The following is a 20,172-nucleotide window of genomic DNA, read 5'->3' on the forward strand; positions in this document are numbered from 1 at the left end:
GCTGCTAGACAGAAGATTGTTTGGGATAAGATATAAACGGCGTTTATTTTCTCTTAATTACAAGGCTTCGGCATGTTGAGTCACATCCAAACCAAGTTCTTCGTCCGTTTCTTCCACACGAAGTGGAGCAATAAGGTCAGTAATTTTTAATAAAACCAATGAGCCGACGAAAGCAAAAAATGACACGGCAAATAGAGCGACCATATGAACAAAGAATAATTTTGTTTCGCCAAAAAACAGCCCGTTGTCTACCACCACGGGGTTGATGTTATGATGTGCAAATACACCTGTAAGCACCATACCCACCATACCGCCTACTCCGTGACAAGGGAATACATCCAATGTATCATCAATACTTGTTTTACTTCTTAGGTAAACAACAAGGTTGCTGACCAATGCGCCCACCAGACCAATAATCATTGCGTGTGGGATGCTAACAAAACCAGCGGCGGGAGTAATCGCTACCAGCCCAACCACAGCACCGATACATGCTCCCATTGCAGAAGGTTTCTTTCCACGGATAATATCAACAAATATCCATGCCATAGCAGCCATAGCTGAGGCAGTAGTCGTTGTTGCAAAAGCATAAGCCGCTAAGGAATTTGCACCTCCTGCAGAACCTGCGTTGAATCCAAACCAACCAAACCATAATAAAGCAGTACCCAAAATCACATAGCTGATACGTGCAGGATTATGGACTTGTATTTTGCGGCCTTTTAAGTAGATCGCGGCCGCTAATGCTGCCCAGCCCGCCGACATATGCACAACAGTACCACCAGCGAAATCAAGAACACCAAACTTGGCTAAAATTCCCTCAGGATGCCAAGTTGCATGAGCCAATGGCATATAGATAAAAATGCTAAATAGAATGATAAATAGCATAAATGAATTGAAGCGAATACGTTCTGCAAAAGCACCTGTAATCAGCGCTGGCGTGATAATCGCAAATTTTAGCTGAAACATAGCGAATAAAACCAAAGGTATGGTTGGCAGTGCTCCCCATGCAACATTTCCCAATGTACCTTTCATCATAAAAAATGTACGTGGATCGCCCACGATTCCGCCGATATCGTCTCCGAAAGCTAAACTAAAACCAACGATTACCCAAAGAATTGTCATCAAGCACATGCAGATGAAACTTTGCATCATGGTTGATATCACATTTTTTTTGCTAACCATACCACCATAAAAAAATGCAAGTCCCGGCGTCATAATCAATACCAATGCAGAAGAAGTTAACAACCAGGCGGTGTCTCCTGTATCAAACTCTGCCTTATTCAGATCAGACAAGTCAATTGAAGGAAATACAAGTCCTAATACTCCTAAAAGAACTAGAACAATAAGTGGAATAATTTTTTTCATGTGTTTAAACTGATTAGTGTTTATTAATACTTTAATAAAATTGTTGAAAAAATACAAAAACAAAACAAAAACCTATTATCATTTATATTTTTATCAAATATAAAGTCTTTTTATTAAAAAAATACAATCATTATTTATTTTTTTTGATTTTTTTTACATAATTTCACAATAACAAAAACAAAAACCAATATTAATCTATAAAAATCGACTTAAAATCATGGTAAAAAGGAAAATTACAAAATAAAAACAGCAGAAATACCAAACAAATCAAACTTAAACCTCCAAAAAAATGAAAAAACTTCTTACAACAGCAATTTTATCTGTGTTTCTTATAAATACAGCCTTATCACAAGAAGAAAACAAAGAAAAGGGAATCGAAATATCCGGTTCTGTAGACACCTATTGGAAATATGACTTCCAAAACAAACCAAATATTAACACCTATTTCACAGAAGACAACAATTCCGTTTCCATCGGGATGGTAGATTTAGCTGTTAAAAAGAAATTTAAAAAGGCTTCATTTGTAGGCGAGTTATCTTTTGGACCTCGCGGTCAATATCGCTCTATCATGAATGGAGATGGTCAAGCTGGTGATGATAAAAATAGCTTTCACATACAAAATCTCTATGTAGGCTACGACCTCACTGAAAAACTAAATCTTACTGCAGGTTTTATGGGAACATTTGTAGGCTTTGAAGTGATATCACCCACCTACAATTTTCATTATTCAACATCTTATCTTTTTGGTGCAGGACCTTTTCAAGATGCGGGACTGAAAGCAACGTACAGTTTCTCAGATAAGGTAGCGTTAATGGTCGGAATATTTAATGACTGGAACGTGTACCAAGATATGAACGGTGTGTCGCACCTAGGCTCCCAGCTAGCTTATACACCCAATGATAAAAGTAGCTTTTATCTTAATTTTCTCACAGGATCCTCAGCAGGTGGAAAAACAAATTATAGTTCAGGAACATTGATTGACCTCGTAGCTAACTATGATTTCTCACCCAAATTTTTCCTTGGTTTAAATGCAACCAATTATAAAAAGAGAGATGGTGGAGGATATACGGGCGTCGCTCTCTATCCAAGAGTTCACTTTTCGGAAAATTTTGGATTAGGATTGCGTGAAGAGTTTTTCCAAACACATAAGGAAGAGGAAAATGGGATCCCAAGTACCAATATTCTCGCTACAACATTAACAGCAGAATACAGTTATCACGGCTTCAAATTTATACCGGAGATTAGAATTGATAAAGGAAATACAGAAAGATTCATCAAAAATGATTTAAGTCCAACTAAATCTGCCGGACAATTTTTGTTAGCCTGTGTCTACAGTTTCTAGAAAGAATATTCAGCAAAAACTAAAGGAGCGGAATTCAGGTAGAACTCCGCTCTTTTATTTTAGCCAGGCAGCTATACAGAAATATCAATATTTAAAGATTAAATCATTTGTTTAAATTTACAATTTTCCAGAGAGCCAACGGGGAATAACAAACTCTGTCGCCAGGTGCGCTAGCTTAAAACTTGGCCAATTGTCCGGCTTGATCCAAACTACCTCTACGAGCTCCTCATAAGCTTTAAAAGACTGAGCCACCCTCAATCTAATTAAATAAATATTACCCGCTACCAGCGTATTTGCCTCATTGACGGCATGTGCTGTATGGCTACCTAAAAATTCTAAATCCTTTTTCGGTACATCAAACCTTAGCTCTTCGCGAAGCTCACGTATCAACGTCTCCTCCTGACTCTCTCCCGGTGCTGCTTTGCCTCCTGGTAACTGGAAATAAGCGGAGTCTTTTTTCCGAACCATCAACAAATTGCCATCAGGACTGAGGATCGCCGCCGAACAAATAACAATTGTATCCATATCGTGTAATTCAAATGGCAAAGCTAGCGTTTTTATTGCTGATGCAAAACATTTACCGCTTTGACCTGACTTTCATTAAGTCAGCAACTGAATAGATTCAGGTCAGTTAAGCACCCAAAAAAGACAATAGTCATTCGTTCCCATCACGTGATTTAAAACACCTGTGATTGGCAGTATTCCCTTAAAGTGTTCTTAATCACGCACAATAAAATTGCAAATCATCGACAATTTAGGTAAGTTTAAACCATAAAGCAATAATTTATAAATCCATATATGAGTCAAAGATTAGCATGTCTAGTACTAAGTCTAATTTTCCTGTTGACTGGATGCCAACAGGGTAAAAAAGATAGCGCAAAGCCGAAGCCACCCAATAGTCAACAAAAAAAAGAGGTGCCTGAAAAGTTAAATGAAAAACCAAAGCTAATCACAGTCGAAGATATAATTATCAAAAAAGAGCTACAGTATAAAAAATATACCCTGCAAGATACCTATCCTTATAAGGATACTACACGAACTTTCCAATGGCACAAAATTAAAGAACGCTTAGCATTTGTTACCAATTTTCAACAAACTCCTTCCCTATACGCTGTACTTCAAAACTATCAGAATGAGAAAGGTGAAGCGCCAACAATTCAGGGCTACAAACGGGACTCTTATAAACGGGTTTCTGACAGCTTTAATGTGGAGCGTTATCAGGCCGCACCACTCTACGATCTAAAAAGCAATCAAGCGGTGCGTTATGGCCGCGATGGGTGGCTGGTCCGTGTGCAGGGACCGGACAGCCTAGACAGGGTTTCGGTCGAAGGTATTTCGTTTGAAGGGAAATACAACGTGCCAAAGCGCTATCTTCAAATTATTCGCGATACGATTGAATTTAAATTTGTTACAATTGTAGATATTAAAAACCAAAATATCTGTACATTGGAAAAAGCTGGAAATGAATGGCTCGTCAGAAGCATGAATCCAGCAACCAGCGGGCGACATAAGCCTCCGCATGCCCAGGAAACGCCCACTGGTCTTTTTGTGGTGCAAGAACATAAATCGAAGATGTTTTATTACAAAGATGGAACCAAAATTTATGGTGGATTTGCGCCTTATGCCACCCGGTTTACTGCAGGTGCATATATACACGGTATTCCTGTTAACAACCCAAATGGCAATATCATCGAATATAGCGAAACGCTTGGAACTATTCCCAAATCACACATGTGCGTCAGAAATGCGTCATCTCATGCTCAATTTGTCTATAAACGGTCAAAAGACTTTTCGTCACTCGTTATAGTTATTGATTAACAATATTTAACATTCTGTAAATCAAATATGTATTAATTTTAATTGTTACTTTTGTGAACATCTATAGAGAAAAGGAGTAAAATGGGAAATACGTTTATCTTTCTTTTGATGGCGCTTAATACAGCACTTTCATCACAAGAAGAATTAAAAACAACACAGCAACAAGCCAGCGAGCATCGTATAAATGTGGAGCGTCAACGGACAGAAGTTGATTCCTTATATGATGAAATGAACCTAGCTCAAGTATTACAATACGAAGCTTTTCGTCAAGCAATGGAAGGTAGAAAAGCCCTTCCTATCCACAACAAAGATATCATGACGGTCATCGATTTCTCGCTGGCATCCACTGAAAAGAGGCTTGTAGTATTAGATCTTGCGCAGAAAAAGGTACTGTTTAATACGTTAGTTTCGCATGGCAAAAATAGCGGCGAGAATTATGCGGTAAATTTTTCAAATCAACAGGAATCGCTCAAAAGTTCGTTAGGATTCTTCACGACTGAAAATACATACAATGGTGAGAATGGCTATTCATTGGTACTGAATGGTCTTGAGAAAGGGATAAATGATAATGCCAAAGCGAGATATGTCGTGATGCATGGTGCAGATTATTGTAGCAATGGAACAATAGCGAGTTTAGGTAGACTCGGAAAAAGTTACGGCTGCCCTGCCGTTCCGAGAGAATTTGCAGCCCCTATCATTAATACCATCAAAGATGGCACATTATTGTTTATTTACGCAGATAACGCTGAATATTTAAGCAAAACTCACTTGATCCATCAACCGAATATTCTGATGGCCCAGTTTCAAAAAAGACAGTCTACGTTTAACAATGAAGGCTAATAAAAAAAACCTGATGGTGATTCATCAGGTTTTTTTTATTCAAAGCAGCTATACCAGCTGACAAATCTTTTAAGACTTGTGCCTTTTCCTAAATTTCAACATCCAATTGTAAATTGCATCGTCGTGAAATAATCGCTCTACACTTCCATGTGTACCTCCTTTTATCACATTCAAACTCACATTAGCATCTGGATCTTCTTTTTTTATCGCCCGCATAATTTTTTTAGATTCTGAAATTGGCACCGCCCGATCGGCCGTTCCATGATGCAACCAAATGGGCACCTGGGTCAGGTTGGACGCATACTGACTCGATCCACCACCACATATGGCCACAGCTGCCGCTACCCTTTCCGGATATTTACCAGCCACATCCATAGTGCCGTAGCCCCCCATACTCATACCACATACATAAATACGGTCCGGGTCAGCATTGTAATGTCCGATGACATAATCCACAATTTCCATTACTTTATCTGCATCCCAGCCACCCTTTGACTGTGGAGCAACAATAATACCTGGAACTTCCTGCCCCTTATTGATAGCATAAAGGATACCATAGCGCTTTACACGATCCAAATTTGTACCTGAAAGACTCCGCCCATGCAAAAAAACGAAAAGAGGTTGCTTCTCCATATTGGAAGAATCTGGTCCAGAATTTTTCAATAAAAAGGGATAGGTCGTTTCTCCTCTAATCGCTTGTATTTCCTGCGCATTTACACGTATCACTAGCATACAGAAAAAACATAGATATAAATAAACTCTTCGCATACTTATGTATATAAAATTTAGCTTAATTTGGATCATTAAAAATACAATTAAATGATTTTTGACAACCGTATTTAACAAGATTTAACATTTTCGACAGTCTGTATGTGATTCAAAACATCGCTAATCAGCTGAATCTACAATAAGGAACGAGCGTTCATTTATACGATTCCATCCAATTATAATTGCATTTCAGATCAAATTTATCTTAGTTTGTAACTGTTGACGCAAATCGAAGTTCTCACATGAAAATATTACATACCGCCGATTGGCACCTTGGAAAACGACTGGAAAGTTTCTCTCGAATAGACGAACAGACCCTGGTTATGGATGAGATCGTTCAGATTGCCGATCAGGAAAATGTCGACCTAGTGATTATTGCCGGAGATCTCTTTGATGCTTTTAACCCGGGAGTGGAAGCAATTGAGCTATTCTATAAAACAATCAAACGTCTTAGTAAGGATGGCATGCGTCCTGTAATTGCTATTGCCGGGAATCATGATTCACCATATTTGATTGATGCACCCGATCCGTTGGCAAGGGCCTCCGGAATCATCTTAATCGGCCATCCGCACGCCGTCGTCACTCCTTTTGCTACGGAAGGCTTCGCTGTTGTACATGCAGATAAAGGCATTATCATCTTGAAACTACCTCAGTATGAGCATACGATTCGAATCCTTCATACCGCTTATGCCAATGAGATCCGCTTAAAACAATATTTAGGTGAAGATAAAGAAAGTAAGTTAAATGAGGTTTTATCTTCCGAATGGAAAAAAATTGCCGAGACCTATTGTGATGAAAAAGGCATTAATATCCTCATTGCCCATCTTTATATGAATAAGTTAGGTCGTCCACTTTTGGAAGAGCCGGATGGTGAAAAGCCGGTCAAAATAGGAAATGCAGACTTGATCTATTCACAAGCTATTCCGGAACAAGTCCAATATACGGCATTAGGACATCTACATGGTTATCAAAATATAGGCTCTCCAGAGAAACCAGTTATCTACGCATCATCTCCCCTATGTTATAGTTTTTCAGAGGCTGGAAAAACCAAATTTGTAGCGCTAGTAGATGTATCGCCCAATACACAGGCTGCAGTAACTCCGATTCCACTTACACAAGGCAAACCATTATTTAGAAAAACATTTGAGGATATTGAAAGTTGCATTTCCTGGCTAGAAGCAAATCCAGATGCCTTGATAGAATTGACATTGAAATCCGACACCTTTTTGAAAGCAGAAGACCGCAAGCGGATCTATCAGGCGCATTCAGGAATAATCTATTTGATTCCGGTGGTTAAACAGCGTGATGGCGAATCTATAGACACCAAAGAAATCAATCTTAAGCAAGACATATCTGCATTGTTTCAAGATTATTTTAAATCCAGAAATGCCAATCAAGCGCCCAATGACGATATCCTTGATCTATTTCGCGAAATTTTAAATTCTTAATTGCATGATTCCATTAAAGCTAATATTAGAGGGCATCTATTCCTATCAGGATCGCCAGACGATCGATTTTACTGCACTTCTCGAAGCTGGACTTTTTGGTATTTTCGGCACAGTGGGCTCTGGTAAATCGTCCATATTAGAAGCGATTACCTATGCGTTATATGGGGAAACAGAACGTTTGAATGCACGCGACAAACGTGGATATAATATGATGAATCTGAAGTCAAACAAGTCATATATAGAACTTGATTTTGTCAACTTTGAAGGACGCACATTTAGAGTTACGCGCGAATTTAAACGGAACTCCAAAAACTTCGATGACGTTAAATCGCCAACGGTCGTGCTCTATGAGAAATTAAATGATACATGGGTACCATTGGAAAGCAGTAATACACAGCGAATAATAGGACTAAGCTATGAGAACTTCAAAAGAACAATCATCATTCCACAAGGACAATTCAAGGAATTTATAGAACTTGGCGCCAGGGAGCGCACCGATATGATGAAAGAGATTTTTCAATTGCATCGGTTCGACCTACAGGATAAAGTTTCCGCACTATATAAGAAAAATCAATCGGAATTAGATCACTTGAATGGTCAATTATTTGGATTTGAGGAGATCACTTTAGACCTTGTAGCAGCCACCAACGAAAAGTTACAGGTTGAACTTCAATCTTTCGCTTCTATAGAATCTTCGCATAAAGTACAGCATGAAAAATTCATGCTGCTCCAAAAACTTAAAGCGGATTTTCTTGAATTGAACCGGATGAAATTACGTTACGAGGAATTACTTGAACAGAAAGGACAAAAGGAGAATTTAAGGCTACGATTAAGCCGGTTTGAGGAGGCCCAAGCCAAATTTTTACACATCCTCCAATCCAAAGAAAAATTAGATATTGATAAGGGATCAACGCAAAGAAAATTGGCGAACGAAGAAGCAAAAAAGGCAGAAATACAACAGCTTATACTGCAACATCAATCTCGCTTAAATGTATTAAAACCGAAATATGAACTGCTGCCGCGACGCCGTATGCAGGAATTGGATCTTGAATTGATACAGCAATTGATTACCTTTTCCAATGAAATTAAAGGCTTGCAAGATCGCGCTGAAAAAGGCCGCCATTTTGTCGTAGAAGCGAAAAAACAACAAGCGCATTATAAAGCAAAAATCCAGGAAACTGAAAGTGAGATTTCGAATTTAAAGCGTGCTAAACCTTCGCCGCATGAATTGATGGAATTGGGCCGATGGTATACTAAACAACAGGGTATACAACAACAAGAAAAAGAGCTTAATAAGCAATTGGTCGATTTAGAAAACAATGCCAGCGAAATCAGACGAGAATTAAAGCATGCCGACGTCAACCTGGAGGAATTTCAATCAACTCATGCCCGTGTTGTTCACCAATTGGAACAAAAACTCAATAAGCTACAGGACGAAAAGGCCCATCTGCTTTTGCAGCAGCGGCTATCCCAATATGCTAAAGATTTGAAAGAAGGATCGCCTTGCCCCCTGTGTGGGGCTATTGAACATCCAATGGTCAACCATGGGCAGGATATTTCGCTTGAAATCCTTGCTCATGAAAAATTGATGACCGACACGACCGAACTCCTAAAACTAAAACAGGATCAAAAATTCCAAGTGGAGAAACTTGTTCTTCGCCTGCAATCATTGACAGATCAAAAACACGAACTGAACACGAAAATTGAATTGCATAAGTCGATAGAAATGGCCCATTTCAATGAATTTGTATGGACTGGCTATAGCAGTACAGATGAATCGATCTATGCTTCCAAAAAACAGGAGCTTTCCAAAATTGACACCCTAATCCAGGCCCTCGAAAATCAGCTTGTAAATGATCAGACTGCTTTAGCGTCTGTAGAGGAAAATCTGGAGAAATACAACAAAGCCTTGGGGCAATTTGAACGCGACGAAGTAAGCAAGCAAGCACAGATCAATCAAAATATTGGCAATTTAAAACTCCTCAGCTGGTTCGATTACGAATCGAAAGATGCCCAAACTGTCGAAGAAGAATATAACGCAATCAAAACCTCAAATATTACGGTAGAAAAAGAGTTTGTTTCGATAAACGATAAGCTAAGCGAGTTAAACAGTCAGTTCGCAGGGCAAAATAGTGTGGTGAATGCCATTTTGGAACGACTCCAAACAATTGAAAGTGAAATTCTGGAAGTTGACAACACGTTGCAGCAGCATCTTTTAGCTTCGCCGTTTAATGCGATCGAGGAGGTTAAGCAGATACTCGCACAAAACTTGCCTGTACAGCAGATCCGACTTGAGCTGGAACAGTTTCAAATAGATTTCGAAACTGTAAAGGCGCAGATTGCTCAACTGGAACATAAGCTCGTTGACCAAGTGTACGAGGAAACAATCTTTATTGAACAGGAAAAGGCGCTGAAAGAAAGCGCTCAACAATTGAAAGAAAGTACCGAAAATGTTGCCAAGCTGAGGCAGGAACTCAACCAATTGATGATTTCCTACGCTAAAAAAGAGACCCTTCTGCAGCAACAAATGAAGCTAAACTTACGTAATGAAAATTTGAAACAACTCTTCAATCTATTTAAAGGTGCCGGTTTTGTACAATATGTTTCTTCAATTTATCTACGTCAATTGTGCGACCACGCCAATATTCGTTTTCACCGTATGACACGAAATCAACTCAGTCTGCAGATAAACGAAAACAATGAGTTTGAGATTATAGATTATTTAAATGAAGGGAAGAGCCGTAGTGTAAAAACTTTATCCGGAGGTCAGGCTTTTCAAGTATCGCTAAGCCTGGCACTCGCGCTCGCCGAGAGCGTGCAGTCGAGTACGAAAGCGAGCAAAAACTTTTTCTTTATTGATGAAGGTTTTGGCACACAAGATAATGCGTCAATCAATATTGTGTTTGAAACCCTGTTAGAGCTACGCCGCGAAAATCGTATTGTAGGGATCATTTCTCATGTTGAGGAGCTCAAAGAAAGAATTCCAATATCCCTTTCCATAGAAAAAGATGAAGACCACGGTAGTCAAATTTTTATTAATTAAGATCAAAAGTTATTTTGTATATTAGTTATTGCGGTCATATCCGTTGCAAAAAGGCCGCAATAACTAAAAAATAAAGATTATGGGCTTATTTTCGAACAGCAAAAAAGGGAAAGGGTCTCATCCTTTTTTTCTTAAGGGAAGCAAAATGAATAGTAATACGATCCAATCTGGAAGCAGTTGCCATTCCCCGCACATTCAACAATCCATACTATTTATCAAGCACTATGATATCCTGACTATCTTAAAAGATATTCTAATGCCGTACAACCAAAACTAAGATTCAAAAAAAGAAGTATAATGTAGCATTATAAAACTTTTCTAAAGAAATATTGTCATACGATAAAACAGGTCAAAGACAGTATATTTGTCAACTATATGAAATACAAACAAATCAATAATAATTCCATTAATCAAATTATGCTTATCCTTATCATACTAGCGATATGCATATTGATCTTTACGAGCTTATTTTATTATTTACCAGGTTTTTTAGGGGCGATAACGCTCTATATTCTATTTAGAAAAATCAACTATAAGCTCACCGAAGAAAAAAGATGGAATAAGTCGGCGGCAAGTATTCTATTAATCTTACTGACAATTGTTTTTTTAGTTGGACCGCTTTATCTGCTAATCAACTACATGGTACCCCAGGTTACAGAGGTCATTAGCAACAAAGACGAACTGATGCAGAAATTTGATTCTGTAAAGAGCTATTTAAAATCCAGTCCCTACTTCAGTAATATTGACCTTTCAGATTCTGCATTGATGCAAACGCTCCAGCGAGCGGCTAAGTTTATACCCAATATTCTTAACTCCGTCGCAGAAGTTGGAGTCAATTTACTCGTGGCATTGTTTGTACTTTATTTTATGCTTGTAAGCAGCAAGAGGCTGGAGGAAACAATTTATAACGCCATTCCTTTTACCAAAGCTAGCAAGGCTGAGTTATGGAAAGAGTTCGACATGATGGTGAAATCCAATGCTATTGGTATTCCAATTTTAGCCATGTGTCAAGGTATTGTTGCCGGACTTGGCTATTGGTTTTTTGGACTGGAAAGTCCTATTTTTTTAGGAATATTAACGGCTGTCTCCACAATAATTCCAATCTTAGGAACAATGGTGGTCTATTTACCAGCCGCACTATTTCTACTCGCCAATGGCCAATCCGGAAGTGCTATAGGTCTTGCTTTGTATGGAATCATTATTATAGGGAGTATAGATAATGTTCTCCGCTTTACCATCTTAAAAAAGCTGGGTGATGTACATCCCCTAATTACGGTATTCGGTGTACTACTTGGGTTAAATTTGTTCGGTATGCTTGGACTAATATTTGGTCCTTTAATTCTATCCTGTGTTGGTGTACTTCTCAAAGTTTACAGTATTGAATTTGGAAAAAGCGCACCAGAAATTATTCAGTCAACATCCCTAATAGAATCTGGGGCAATGGGTGAGAAACCAAATATTATCGAGTAAGGAAAGCTAAACAATTGAAATGTGTCTATCGACATGTATCTAATCACCAAACTCGATATCCAGTAAACTGTCATAAATAAAATTGTAAGGCATAAAATCCGCTTTTTTTCATAGTTTTGGTTCGTTAATGTATTCGAGTATTGCTGATAATTAAAAATCTAATATTGGATGCTAACGAAAGAAAAGATCAAATCATTGATACTGATTTAAAAGCAAATGTATTCTATGAACAAAAAAATAGTCTTAGGAGTAACAGCGGTATTCATAGCTGGAATCCTATACTCATGTGGCGACAATAACAAATCAAAAACTGAAGGCAAAACCACACCTACACAAGAGGTCACTTCAGAAAACCACGACCATGCGGGACATGATCACGGGCAGACGGCTCCCACCCAATCTTCCGAACCAGCTGGCATTCTTCCTAATTTTACTTTTTATCAACTTCGTTCCGGGATAAGAGTTACAAACGATAATGTTGGCAAAGACAAAAATACCGTATTTATTCTTTTTGATCCAGGCTGTAGTCATTGTCAGCACGAGGCTGTCGAGTTAGAAAAAAATATAGATCGTTTAAAAGATGTAAATATTTATTATATCTCCATGAATGACCCTGCTTTAGTATTGGGCTTTTTTGACAGTTTTGCTCCAAAATTATCCAAAGCATCAAATGTTGAAGTATTGATCGATAAAGATCAGACATTTATTCAAAAAATCCATGTGCCGACACAATTCCCAGCGAATTATGTTTATGGAGCAGATGGTAAACTGAAAGCACATTGGGAGGGCGAAAAAAATATCAACGAAGCAATAAGCGAATTTCATAAATAATCTGAAATGCTCAACATAGCAATCAACGGATTCGGCCGTATTGGCAGAAATACATTGCGTAATATTTTTCTTCGCGGAGCTTCTGATGAGATAAAGATCATTGCAATAAATGATTTGACAGATACAAAGACGCTTGCCCATTTATTTAAATATGATTCGGTGCACGGCCCTTTTTATGGCACTGTGTCCCATGACGAAAATCACATCATTATTAATGGCAGAGCAATCCGCGTTACTAATGAAAAGGATCCTTCGATGCTCCCGTGGAGAGAATTAGATATCGATGTTGTGATAGAATCAACAGGGCATTTTACGACACGTGCCAAGTCAGCTTTACATTTAGAGGCAGGTGCAAAGAAAGTAATTATTTCGGCACCGGCGCAAGACAAGGATATTCCGACAGTGGTGCTCGGCATTAATGATCAGACTATCGATCTTTCGGCATCCATTTTATCCAATGCCTCCTGCACGACCAATAATGTTGCTCCCTTAGTAAAAATTTTAGATGACCATTGGGGCATAAAAGATGGTTATATCACAACGGTGCATTCCATGACAGGCGATCAAAATCTTCATGATGCACCACATAAAGATTTACGGAGAGCGCGGGCAGCGTCATCTGCAATCATTCCAACAACAACAGGTGCAGCTAAAGCTATCACCAACGTTTTTCCCCATTTACAGAATAAGCTCGGCGGCGCTGGAATACGTGTCCCTGTCCTCAATGGTTCATTAACGGACTTCACCTGTACGCTTGAAAGGCAGACCACGGTTGAAGAAATTAATAAGGCCTTTCAATCGGCAGCCGAAAATGAATTGAAGGAAGTGCTGTATTATACAGAAGATCCAATCGTTTCAGTTGATATCATCAATAACCCTTATTCCTGCGTTTTTGATGCTCAGCTCACTTCCATTGTTGGGGGGTTGGTCAAAGTAGTTGGTTGGTACGATAATGAATTTGGTTATTCCAATCGATTGGTTGATTTACTGATTAAGATTGATCATTTAAATGAAAAATCTTTTGCCTAAATGAACGGCTGTCTGCTATACTGATTTAAGATAGGGATTATGATTTATTTGGATAAAAATGAACTGTAATTAAAAAGCCTGTATAAAATACAGGCTTTTTAATTACAGTTCCCTTTCTACTCCCAGACCGAATAAGGCGAAATCATATTTGACGGGATCCAGCGGATCAAGTAAACGTAAGTTTGCTGTTAACTCCTGCGCTGTCTTCCAATTGACTTTATCAAATGTAATCAAACCAAATTTACGCGCCACACGCTCCACATGAACATCGCAAGGGCAGATCAGATCTTTTGGTGAAAGGCGATTCCAGATACCGAAATCCACACCTTTGTTATCCTGTCTAACCATCCAGCGTAAAAACATATTGATTCGTTTAACAGTGGACTTCTGTGCGGGGCTACTAATATGCTTACGTGTGCGATATGGATAGTCCGGCAGTGAAAAAAAATACATTTTAAATGTATTAAGCGCCAGTTCAATATCAATCTCCTTTCTATTCTCCTGCCCTACCAGAAAAGCATCTTCCAAAGAATCAAAATGACCATAATGATATTTGAAAAATTCAATGAAGTAGAGAATATCCGTGTCATTAAATGTACGGTGTTTAAACCCCAACAAACTTTTTAGATCTTGCTCTTGATGATTCATAATATAGTCGTACGGTGAACCATCCATTCGATCAATAAGCTCCTTGCATTTATTGATGATCGTCTTCCTTTGGCCCCAAGCCATAATTGACGCCAGGAAACCCATGATCTCAATATCCTGCTTCGCAGAAAATTGATGTGGAATAACTATCGGATCATTGGGTATAAAATTAGGTTGATTATATTCCTCAACTTTCTTATCCAAAAAATCTTTCAGATCAAAATCAGTTGCAATTGTCATTATTACATTCCTGTCTGAAGTATACCCTTACAAATATTGGAAATCAAACCAGGCCCTTCATAAATAAATCCGGTGTAAACCTGAACAAGGCTAGCACCTGCATCCAATTTTTCAATGGCATCTTTAGCCGAATGAATCCCACCAACACCAATAATTGGAAAAGCCTTATTCGATTTTTGACTAAGGTACCGAATAACTTCCGTAGATCTTTTTGTTAAAGGACGTCCACTCACTCCCCCTGCTTCTTGAGTTAATGCCGTTGCACTCTTTAATCCATCTCTTGAGACAGTGGTATTTGTCGCAATAACGCCAGCAATCCGCGTCTCCATAACAATCTCCACGATATCATCCAATTGACTATTTGTTAAATCGGGAGCGATTTTAAGTAGAATAGGCTTCGGAGTTGATTTACTATTATTTAACCCCTGTAAGGTATTGAGGATGTTTGTTAGCGGTTCCTTCTCCTGTAAATCGCGTAGACCAGGCGTGTTGGGAGAACTGACGTTGACAACAAAATAATCCACATGGTCAAATAATGCATTGAAACAATAGATATAATCATTAACTGCGTCTTCATTCGGCGTAAGTTTATTCTTACCGATATTCCCTCCTATCAATAACCCTTTACGATCTGTCAAGTTTTTTAATCTATTCGCAGCAACATCAGCGCCCTGATTGTTGAATCCCATTCTATTGATCAGCGCCTCGTCCGTTACCAGACGAAACATTCTAGGTTTATCGTTACCGGGTTGCGGTTTAGGAGTTACTGTTCCAATTTCAATAAAACCAAACCCCAAATTAGCCATATCAGCAATATACTCCGCATTTTTATCAAATCCCGCTGCAAGACCTACTGGATTTTTAAACTTCAACCCAAAAACTTCACGCTCCAAACGTGGATCTTCGACTGTAAAAAAAGCATTCAATAATTGCTTTGCACCCCAAATTTTTGAGAAAACATTTAATCCTCCGGTCACTTTGTGGTGAGCCATCTCGGGATTCATTGTAAAGAATATAGGCTTGACTAATTTATACATAATCGCAAAGTTACTCAAACAAGAAGAAATATTCATTACTTTTGTACTTTTGCAGTTGAAATGATATCAATAAATAATTTAACATTTGAAATAGGATCTCGTGCCCTATATGATGAAGCAAACTGGCATATCAAACCAGGAGATAAAGTTGGCCTGATCGGCGCTAATGGCACAGGTAAATCTACGTTGCTTCGGCTTATTGTCGGTCAATACACACCGACATCAGGATCAATTTCTATGGCGAAGGACCTGAAAATTGGCTATTTAAACCAAGATTTATTATCATACCATTCTGACAAAAGCATTTTGCATGTTGCAATGGAAGCCTTTGAACGCCAAAATCAATTACATGCCGAAATCGAAGAGTTACTTGGTAAATTAGAAACAGACTACTCCGATGATATTCTGAATAAATTGAGTGACAAACAGGTAGAATTCGAAGCCCTAGATGGGTATAACATTGAATTTAAAGCTCATGAAATCCTCGCAGGTCTTGGCTTTTCTGAAGCGGAACAAAAAAGACCGCTAGCTACGTTCTCAGGGGGTTGGCGTATGCGGGTCATGCTAGCCCGTATCCTTCTACAGACTCCGGATATTTTATTGCTAGATGAGCCTACCAACCACATGGACTTACCTTCAATTAAATGGCTTGAAAACTATCTTCAGTCGTTCGATGGTGCTATTGTGATTGTTTCCCATGATAGATATTTCCTGGACCGTATCATTAAGAAAACGGTCGAATCGCGTAAAGGGAAATTAACACTTTATGCAGGTAACTACAGTTTTTACCTTGAAGAAAAAGAACTGCGAAATGAACTTCAGGCTAATCAATTCAAAAACCAACAAGCAAAAATTAAACAGGAAGAGCGCTTAATTGAGCGCTTTCGGGCCAAAGCATCGAAAGCAAAAATGGCTCAGTCACGCATCAAGGCTTTGGATCGCTTGGAAAGAATTGACGACGTAGATGACGATAATCCGACGGTAAACTTTAGTTTTAAATTTTCGAAACCTTCCGGCCGCCATGTCGTTACTTTAGAAAATATCTCCAAGTCCTATCCTAACCTAGAGATATTAAAAAACACCTCAGCAATTATTGAAAAGGGCGATAAAATCGCTTTGATCGGTGCCAATGGTAAAGGTAAATCGACATTATTACGCATTGTGGCTGATGCGGATCACGAGTTTGATGGAAAGGCTGAACAAGGCCATAATGTGTCGCAAACATTTTTTGCGCAACACCAGCTTGAGGCCTTACACCTGGAGAATTCCATCCTTGCCGAATTACAAGCCTTTGCACCGAAACATACAGAAACTGAATTACGGTCTATCCTAGGCTGTTTCCTTTTTACAGGGGATGATGCCTTCAAGAAAATTAAAGTCCTTTCTGGAGGAGAGAAATCACGTGTGGCCCTTGCTAAAGCATTAACAGCAGATGCCAACTTCTTGGCACTCGATGAGCCGACCAACCACTTGGATATGCAGTCGGTCAACATTCTGATCCAAGCTTTGCAACAATACGAAGGCACATTTATTGTTGTATCCCACGACCGTTATTTCTTGGATAATGTCGCGAATAAAATCTGGTACATAGAAGATAAACAAATCAAAGAGTACCCAGGTACGTACCAGGAATATGAAGAATGGGCGGCAAAACGAATTGTCAAAACTGAAGGTAAGACGGAGAAAAAAGCCAAGGAAGAACCGAAAGCGAAGAAAGAAAAGCAACCGCTTACGGAAGATAAAACGCGCTTATTGAGCAGAAAGAATAAAGAACTAATGGCATTTGAACAAAAAATAGAAGAACAGGAAATTTTGGTCAAAACATTAGAGTCAAAGCTTGCCGATGAAGCGGTCTATTCCGATGCTGCTAAATTACAGGACACTACGCGCTCATACAACTCGGCAAAAGCATTATTGATACAATTTCAGGAAAGCTGGGAACAGTTAGCGGAAGAAATCATGGATTTAGAAGACAATTAATTTTTTCGACTTAAAATCAGGTTATTACCTATTTAAAGGTGATTTTAAGCCAAAAATATTTGCAGAAATAGGATTAAAGCCCTACTTTTGCATCACTTCAAACAACGAACAATAGTTCTAAAACGAAGTACGATTCCGTAGCTCAGCTGGTAGAGCAATACACTTTTAATGTATGGGTCCTGGGTTCGAATCCCAGCGGGATCACAAACAAAAGCTAATCTTTCGATTGGCTTTTGTTGTTTTAGTAGGTTAACAATCGAAAAATGAGCCGGCTCGGTCAGAAGGATTGTGGAATTGATATAGGACCAATGATATGATCAAAACTAACTGGTTAAAATAAAAAAGTACTGATATTATAGTGACTAAAACCTATCCCTGAGACTTACTAATAAGTATATAGTTCAATTTCTGTCCCATTCTTTTAAAAATCCATGGTTGAGTCAAATCATTTTATAGAAATTTAAAATGTTACAAAACAATTCTCAAACTTGACTAATCAATCGATTGACTAAACTGATTTTATCAAAAGTTTATTTTCTTACACCGAAATAAATGGACTTTCATTTATATTTATTACACACAAGATAAACCATTACGAGAAAATTTTTAAATCCACTATTAGCATCGCTTGCTCTACTTACTGCGTCCTGTAGCAAAACTTTGATGAACACAACAGAGAGTTTCGGCCCTCTCAAAGCAAAAGCCTCAGCAGCAACCGCGATCAACGAATGGAACAGCAACCCTTACAAACTAAACGTGATCTATTTCGTTCCCAATGATGTGGATTCTATTCCCAATTTCCGAAAACGTCTAAGCAGAATTCTATTAGATGCGCAAAATATGTTTGCTAATAACATGGACCGCGAAGGATTTGGTCGAAAATCTTTTGGATTAGATCTGGTCAATGATACGTTAATAAATATTCATTACATTGCTGGGCAATTTGGAAAAGCAACTTACCCCTATTCTGGGGGCAACGGAGCAGTAAAGACAGAGGTAGATGCATATTTTGGTCAAAATCCATCGGCAAAGAAAAGCGAGCATAACCTCATTATTATTCCGACTTACAACACCGATCCTGCAAATCCAGGAGGCCCGCCATTCTATGGTACCGGCACTAGTTGTTACGCATTGGACTATGCAAATCTTGATGCTAAAAATTTGGGAATCGGCGGCGATATTGGGTGGAAGGCAACCGTATGGATTGGTGGTATGATTCACGAATTAGGCCATGGCTTGAATGCCAGCCACAACAAAATGAATAAGACCTTGGCACCCACTTTAGGTACAGCCTTAATGGGCTCAGGAAATTCCACTTATGGAATCTCAACAACCTCCCTGACAAGTACCACCGCGGCGACGTTTAATAATAGTCAAGTATTTAGTTCTGTGACTAGAAGTGATTGGTATGCATCTGCGTCAGCAGAAATTGTATCTTTGAATTCGAGCTTTACAAACAATACGATTATCATTTCCGGAAAATTTACTACTAACAAGCCTATCAATGATATTGTTGTTTGGCATGATAGAGAGCCCTTCGGTGGTAACAATGATTATGATGCCGTACAATGGGCGACAAAAATCATCGGTCAGGATAGTTTTAGATTCGAATGCCCACTCGCTGATTTTTATGACCTGACAGGAAATTATGAAATGAGAATTGGCTTTATGCACATTAATGGTAATCGCACAACCATACGTTACGCTTATAACTTTACCAACAATATTCCCGATCTATCCAAAGTTGTTACTTATAAACTATTGCCGACGACAAGTTGGTCCATCATCGGAAGCGATAGCAATGAGCCTGGTTCAACTGCAAATAATGTCCTGGATATGAACCGAGGCACTGTTTGGCATACCCCATGGTCGTCAACCCAAACACCCCAACCACATTTCTTCTCGGTCAATATGGGAGCTGTACGCACTATTAAGGGCCTTGCATTTCGTAATCGAGATAATTTAAATGGAGCAATAAAAGATGTCAATATTTATGCAAGTACGAACGGTACAAGTTGGACCCTAATCAAAACAGCACAATTGCCAAAAGTCTCAGGTTCTTGGATTAATGTCGATCTCAACGCATCAATTAGCACGCGTTACCTTAAAATTGAATCTACCAGCTCTTGGGGCGATTTCTTCTATTCGCATCTTGCTGATTTTGGGACGTATTGAGAATTGATAAAGAATTACAATCACAAGATCAATTATTAACAGCGCCTATAGCAAGGATTATCTTCAACCAATATGGGAGACAAATAGCGTAGTATAGAAACAATGAAATATTGAAAAACCATTGTTGAACTCCCGATTTAT

Annotated in this window: 15 protein-coding genes and 1 tRNA gene; 11 read left to right on the forward strand and 5 right to left on the reverse strand. The window is 38.7% G+C overall.

The features are described 5' to 3' along the window. Window positions 1-57: 57 nt before the first annotated feature. A complete protein-coding gene (locus VXM68_RS17255) occupies window positions 58-1,362 on the reverse strand; it encodes an ammonium transporter (RefSeq protein ID WP_293957664.1) in 1,305 nt (434 codons plus the stop codon). A gap of 289 nt (window positions 1,363-1,651) precedes the next feature. Between VXM68_RS17255 and VXM68_RS17260 the strand changes: the two genes are divergently transcribed. After that, a complete protein-coding gene (locus tag VXM68_RS17260; protein WP_294184922.1) occupies window positions 1,652-2,704 on the forward strand; it encodes a porin in 1,053 nt (350 codons plus the stop codon). A 117-nt stretch (window positions 2,705-2,821) separates the two neighbouring features. Here the strand turns inward: VXM68_RS17260 and VXM68_RS17265 are convergent, their stop codons facing one another. Next, on the reverse strand, window positions 2,822-3,229 hold the full coding sequence (locus tag VXM68_RS17265; RefSeq protein WP_367209492.1) for an NUDIX domain-containing protein: 408 nt from the start codon (window positions 3,227-3,229) through the stop codon (window positions 2,822-2,824). A 273-nt stretch (window positions 3,230-3,502) separates the two neighbouring features. Between VXM68_RS17265 and VXM68_RS17270 the strand changes: the two genes are divergently transcribed. Together VXM68_RS17270 and VXM68_RS17275 are read left to right on the forward strand one after the other, a co-directional pair. Next, window positions 3,503-4,522 (forward strand): L,D-transpeptidase, encoded by a 1,020-nt coding sequence (locus tag VXM68_RS17270; protein WP_294184918.1) that lies wholly within the window; start codon window positions 3,503-3,505, stop codon window positions 4,520-4,522. A gap of 81 nt (window positions 4,523-4,603) precedes the next feature. After that, window positions 4,604-5,362 carry a murein L,D-transpeptidase catalytic domain family protein gene (locus tag VXM68_RS17275; protein ID WP_294184916.1) on the forward strand — a complete coding sequence of 253 codons (759 nt, stop codon included), beginning with the start codon at window positions 4,604-4,606 and terminating at the stop codon, window positions 5,360-5,362. A 69-nt stretch (window positions 5,363-5,431) separates the two neighbouring features. Here VXM68_RS17275 and VXM68_RS17280 read toward each other — a convergent pair whose 3' ends face one another. Continuing rightward, on the reverse strand, window positions 5,432-6,094 hold the full coding sequence (locus tag VXM68_RS17280) for a prolyl oligopeptidase family serine peptidase (RefSeq protein WP_294184914.1): 663 nt from the start codon (window positions 6,092-6,094) through the stop codon (window positions 5,432-5,434). 278 nt (window positions 6,095-6,372) lie between these two features. On the opposite strand from VXM68_RS17280, the gene VXM68_RS17285 reads away from it, so the two are divergent. From VXM68_RS17285 to gap, 5 genes are all read left to right on the forward strand, one after another. Beyond that, the gene (locus tag VXM68_RS17285) at window positions 6,373-7,578 is read left to right on the forward strand and encodes an exonuclease SbcCD subunit D (RefSeq protein WP_367209493.1); all 1,206 of its coding nucleotides are present in this window, start codon (window positions 6,373-6,375) and stop codon (window positions 7,576-7,578) included. A gap of 4 nt (window positions 7,579-7,582) precedes the next feature. Next, window positions 7,583-10,621, forward strand: coding sequence for an AAA family ATPase (locus VXM68_RS17290; RefSeq protein WP_367209494.1), 3,039 nt, complete (start codon window positions 7,583-7,585; stop codon window positions 10,619-10,621). A 375-nt stretch (window positions 10,622-10,996) separates the two neighbouring features. After that, entirely contained in the window at window positions 10,997-12,091 is a 1,095-nt protein-coding gene (locus VXM68_RS17295) for an AI-2E family transporter (protein WP_293957672.1), read from the forward strand. 225 nt (window positions 12,092-12,316) lie between these two features. After that, window positions 12,317-12,922 carry a redoxin domain-containing protein gene (locus VXM68_RS17300; protein WP_312363508.1) on the forward strand — a complete coding sequence of 202 codons (606 nt, stop codon included), beginning with the start codon at window positions 12,317-12,319 and terminating at the stop codon, window positions 12,920-12,922. Between the two features lie 6 nt (window positions 12,923-12,928). Beyond that, window positions 12,929-13,951 (forward strand): type I glyceraldehyde-3-phosphate dehydrogenase, encoded by a 1,023-nt coding sequence (gene gap / locus VXM68_RS17305; RefSeq protein ID WP_367209495.1) that lies wholly within the window; start codon window positions 12,929-12,931, stop codon window positions 13,949-13,951. 102 nt (window positions 13,952-14,053) lie between these two features. Here gap and VXM68_RS17310 read toward each other — a convergent pair whose 3' ends face one another. Both VXM68_RS17310 and VXM68_RS17315 read right to left on the reverse strand, forming a co-directional pair. After that, window positions 14,054-14,839: a TIGR02757 family protein gene (locus VXM68_RS17310; protein ID WP_367209496.1), complete on the reverse strand. Its 786-nt coding sequence runs from the start codon at window positions 14,837-14,839 to the stop codon at window positions 14,054-14,056. Window positions 14,840-14,841: 2 nt separating this feature from the next. Next, window positions 14,842-15,876: a quinone-dependent dihydroorotate dehydrogenase gene (locus tag VXM68_RS17315; RefSeq protein WP_367209497.1), complete on the reverse strand. Its 1,035-nt coding sequence runs from the start codon at window positions 15,874-15,876 to the stop codon at window positions 14,842-14,844. A gap of 60 nt (window positions 15,877-15,936) precedes the next feature. Here VXM68_RS17315 and VXM68_RS17320 point away from each other — a divergent pair, with 60 nt between their 5' ends. The 3 genes from VXM68_RS17320 to VXM68_RS17330 all read left to right on the forward strand — a co-directional run bounded on the left by VXM68_RS17320 (window position 15,937) and on the right by VXM68_RS17330 (window position 20,031). Further along, entirely contained in the window at window positions 15,937-17,856 is a 1,920-nt protein-coding gene (locus VXM68_RS17320; protein WP_294184901.1) for an ABC-F family ATP-binding cassette domain-containing protein, read from the forward strand. A 131-nt stretch (window positions 17,857-17,987) separates the two neighbouring features. After that, a tRNA-Lys gene (locus VXM68_RS17325) sits at window positions 17,988-18,060 on the forward strand. A gap of 459 nt (window positions 18,061-18,519) precedes the next feature. Continuing rightward, window positions 18,520-20,031, forward strand: coding sequence for a discoidin domain-containing protein (locus tag VXM68_RS17330; protein ID WP_367209498.1), 1,512 nt, complete (start codon window positions 18,520-18,522; stop codon window positions 20,029-20,031). The last annotated feature ends 141 nt before the right edge of the window (window positions 20,032-20,172 follow it).

The sequence above is a fragment of the Sphingobacterium sp. R2 genome (genome assembly GCF_040760075.1).
Taxonomy (GTDB): domain Bacteria; phylum Bacteroidota; class Bacteroidia; order Sphingobacteriales; family Sphingobacteriaceae; genus Sphingobacterium.

Excerpts from the sequence above, each read along its gene's own strand:
- VXM68_RS17255 (WP_293957664.1), bottom strand. The coding sequence starts at position 1,362 with ATGAAAAAAATTATTCCACTTATTGTTCTAGTTCTTTTAGGAGTATTA.
- VXM68_RS17260 (WP_294184922.1), top strand. The coding sequence starts at position 1,652 with ATGAAAAAACTTCTTACAACAGCAATTTTATCTGTGTTTCTTATAAAT.
- VXM68_RS17265 (WP_367209492.1), bottom strand. The coding sequence starts at position 3,229 with ATGGATACAATTGTTATTTGTTCGGCGGCGATCCTCAGTCCTGATGGC.
- VXM68_RS17270 (WP_294184918.1), top strand. The coding sequence starts at position 3,503 with ATGAGTCAAAGATTAGCATGTCTAGTACTAAGTCTAATTTTCCTGTTG.
- VXM68_RS17275 (WP_294184916.1), top strand. The coding sequence starts at position 4,604 with ATGGGAAATACGTTTATCTTTCTTTTGATGGCGCTTAATACAGCACTT.
- VXM68_RS17280 (WP_294184914.1), bottom strand. The coding sequence starts at position 6,094 with ATGCTAGTGATACGTGTAAATGCGCAGGAAATACAAGCGATTAGAGGA.
- VXM68_RS17285 (WP_367209493.1), top strand. The coding sequence starts at position 6,373 with ATGAAAATATTACATACCGCCGATTGGCACCTTGGAAAACGACTGGAA.
- VXM68_RS17290 (WP_367209494.1), top strand. The coding sequence starts at position 7,583 with ATGATTCCATTAAAGCTAATATTAGAGGGCATCTATTCCTATCAGGAT.
- VXM68_RS17295 (WP_293957672.1), top strand. The coding sequence starts at position 10,997 with ATGAAATACAAACAAATCAATAATAATTCCATTAATCAAATTATGCTT.
- VXM68_RS17300 (WP_312363508.1), top strand. The coding sequence starts at position 12,317 with ATGAACAAAAAAATAGTCTTAGGAGTAACAGCGGTATTCATAGCTGGA.
- gap (WP_367209495.1), top strand. The coding sequence starts at position 12,929 with ATGCTCAACATAGCAATCAACGGATTCGGCCGTATTGGCAGAAATACA.
- VXM68_RS17310 (WP_367209496.1), bottom strand. The coding sequence starts at position 14,839 with ATGACAATTGCAACTGATTTTGATCTGAAAGATTTTTTGGATAAGAAA.
- VXM68_RS17315 (WP_367209497.1), bottom strand. The coding sequence starts at position 15,876 with ATGTATAAATTAGTCAAGCCTATATTCTTTACAATGAATCCCGAGATG.
- VXM68_RS17320 (WP_294184901.1), top strand. The coding sequence starts at position 15,937 with ATGATATCAATAAATAATTTAACATTTGAAATAGGATCTCGTGCCCTA.
- VXM68_RS17330 (WP_367209498.1), top strand. The coding sequence starts at position 18,520 with ATGAACACAACAGAGAGTTTCGGCCCTCTCAAAGCAAAAGCCTCAGCA.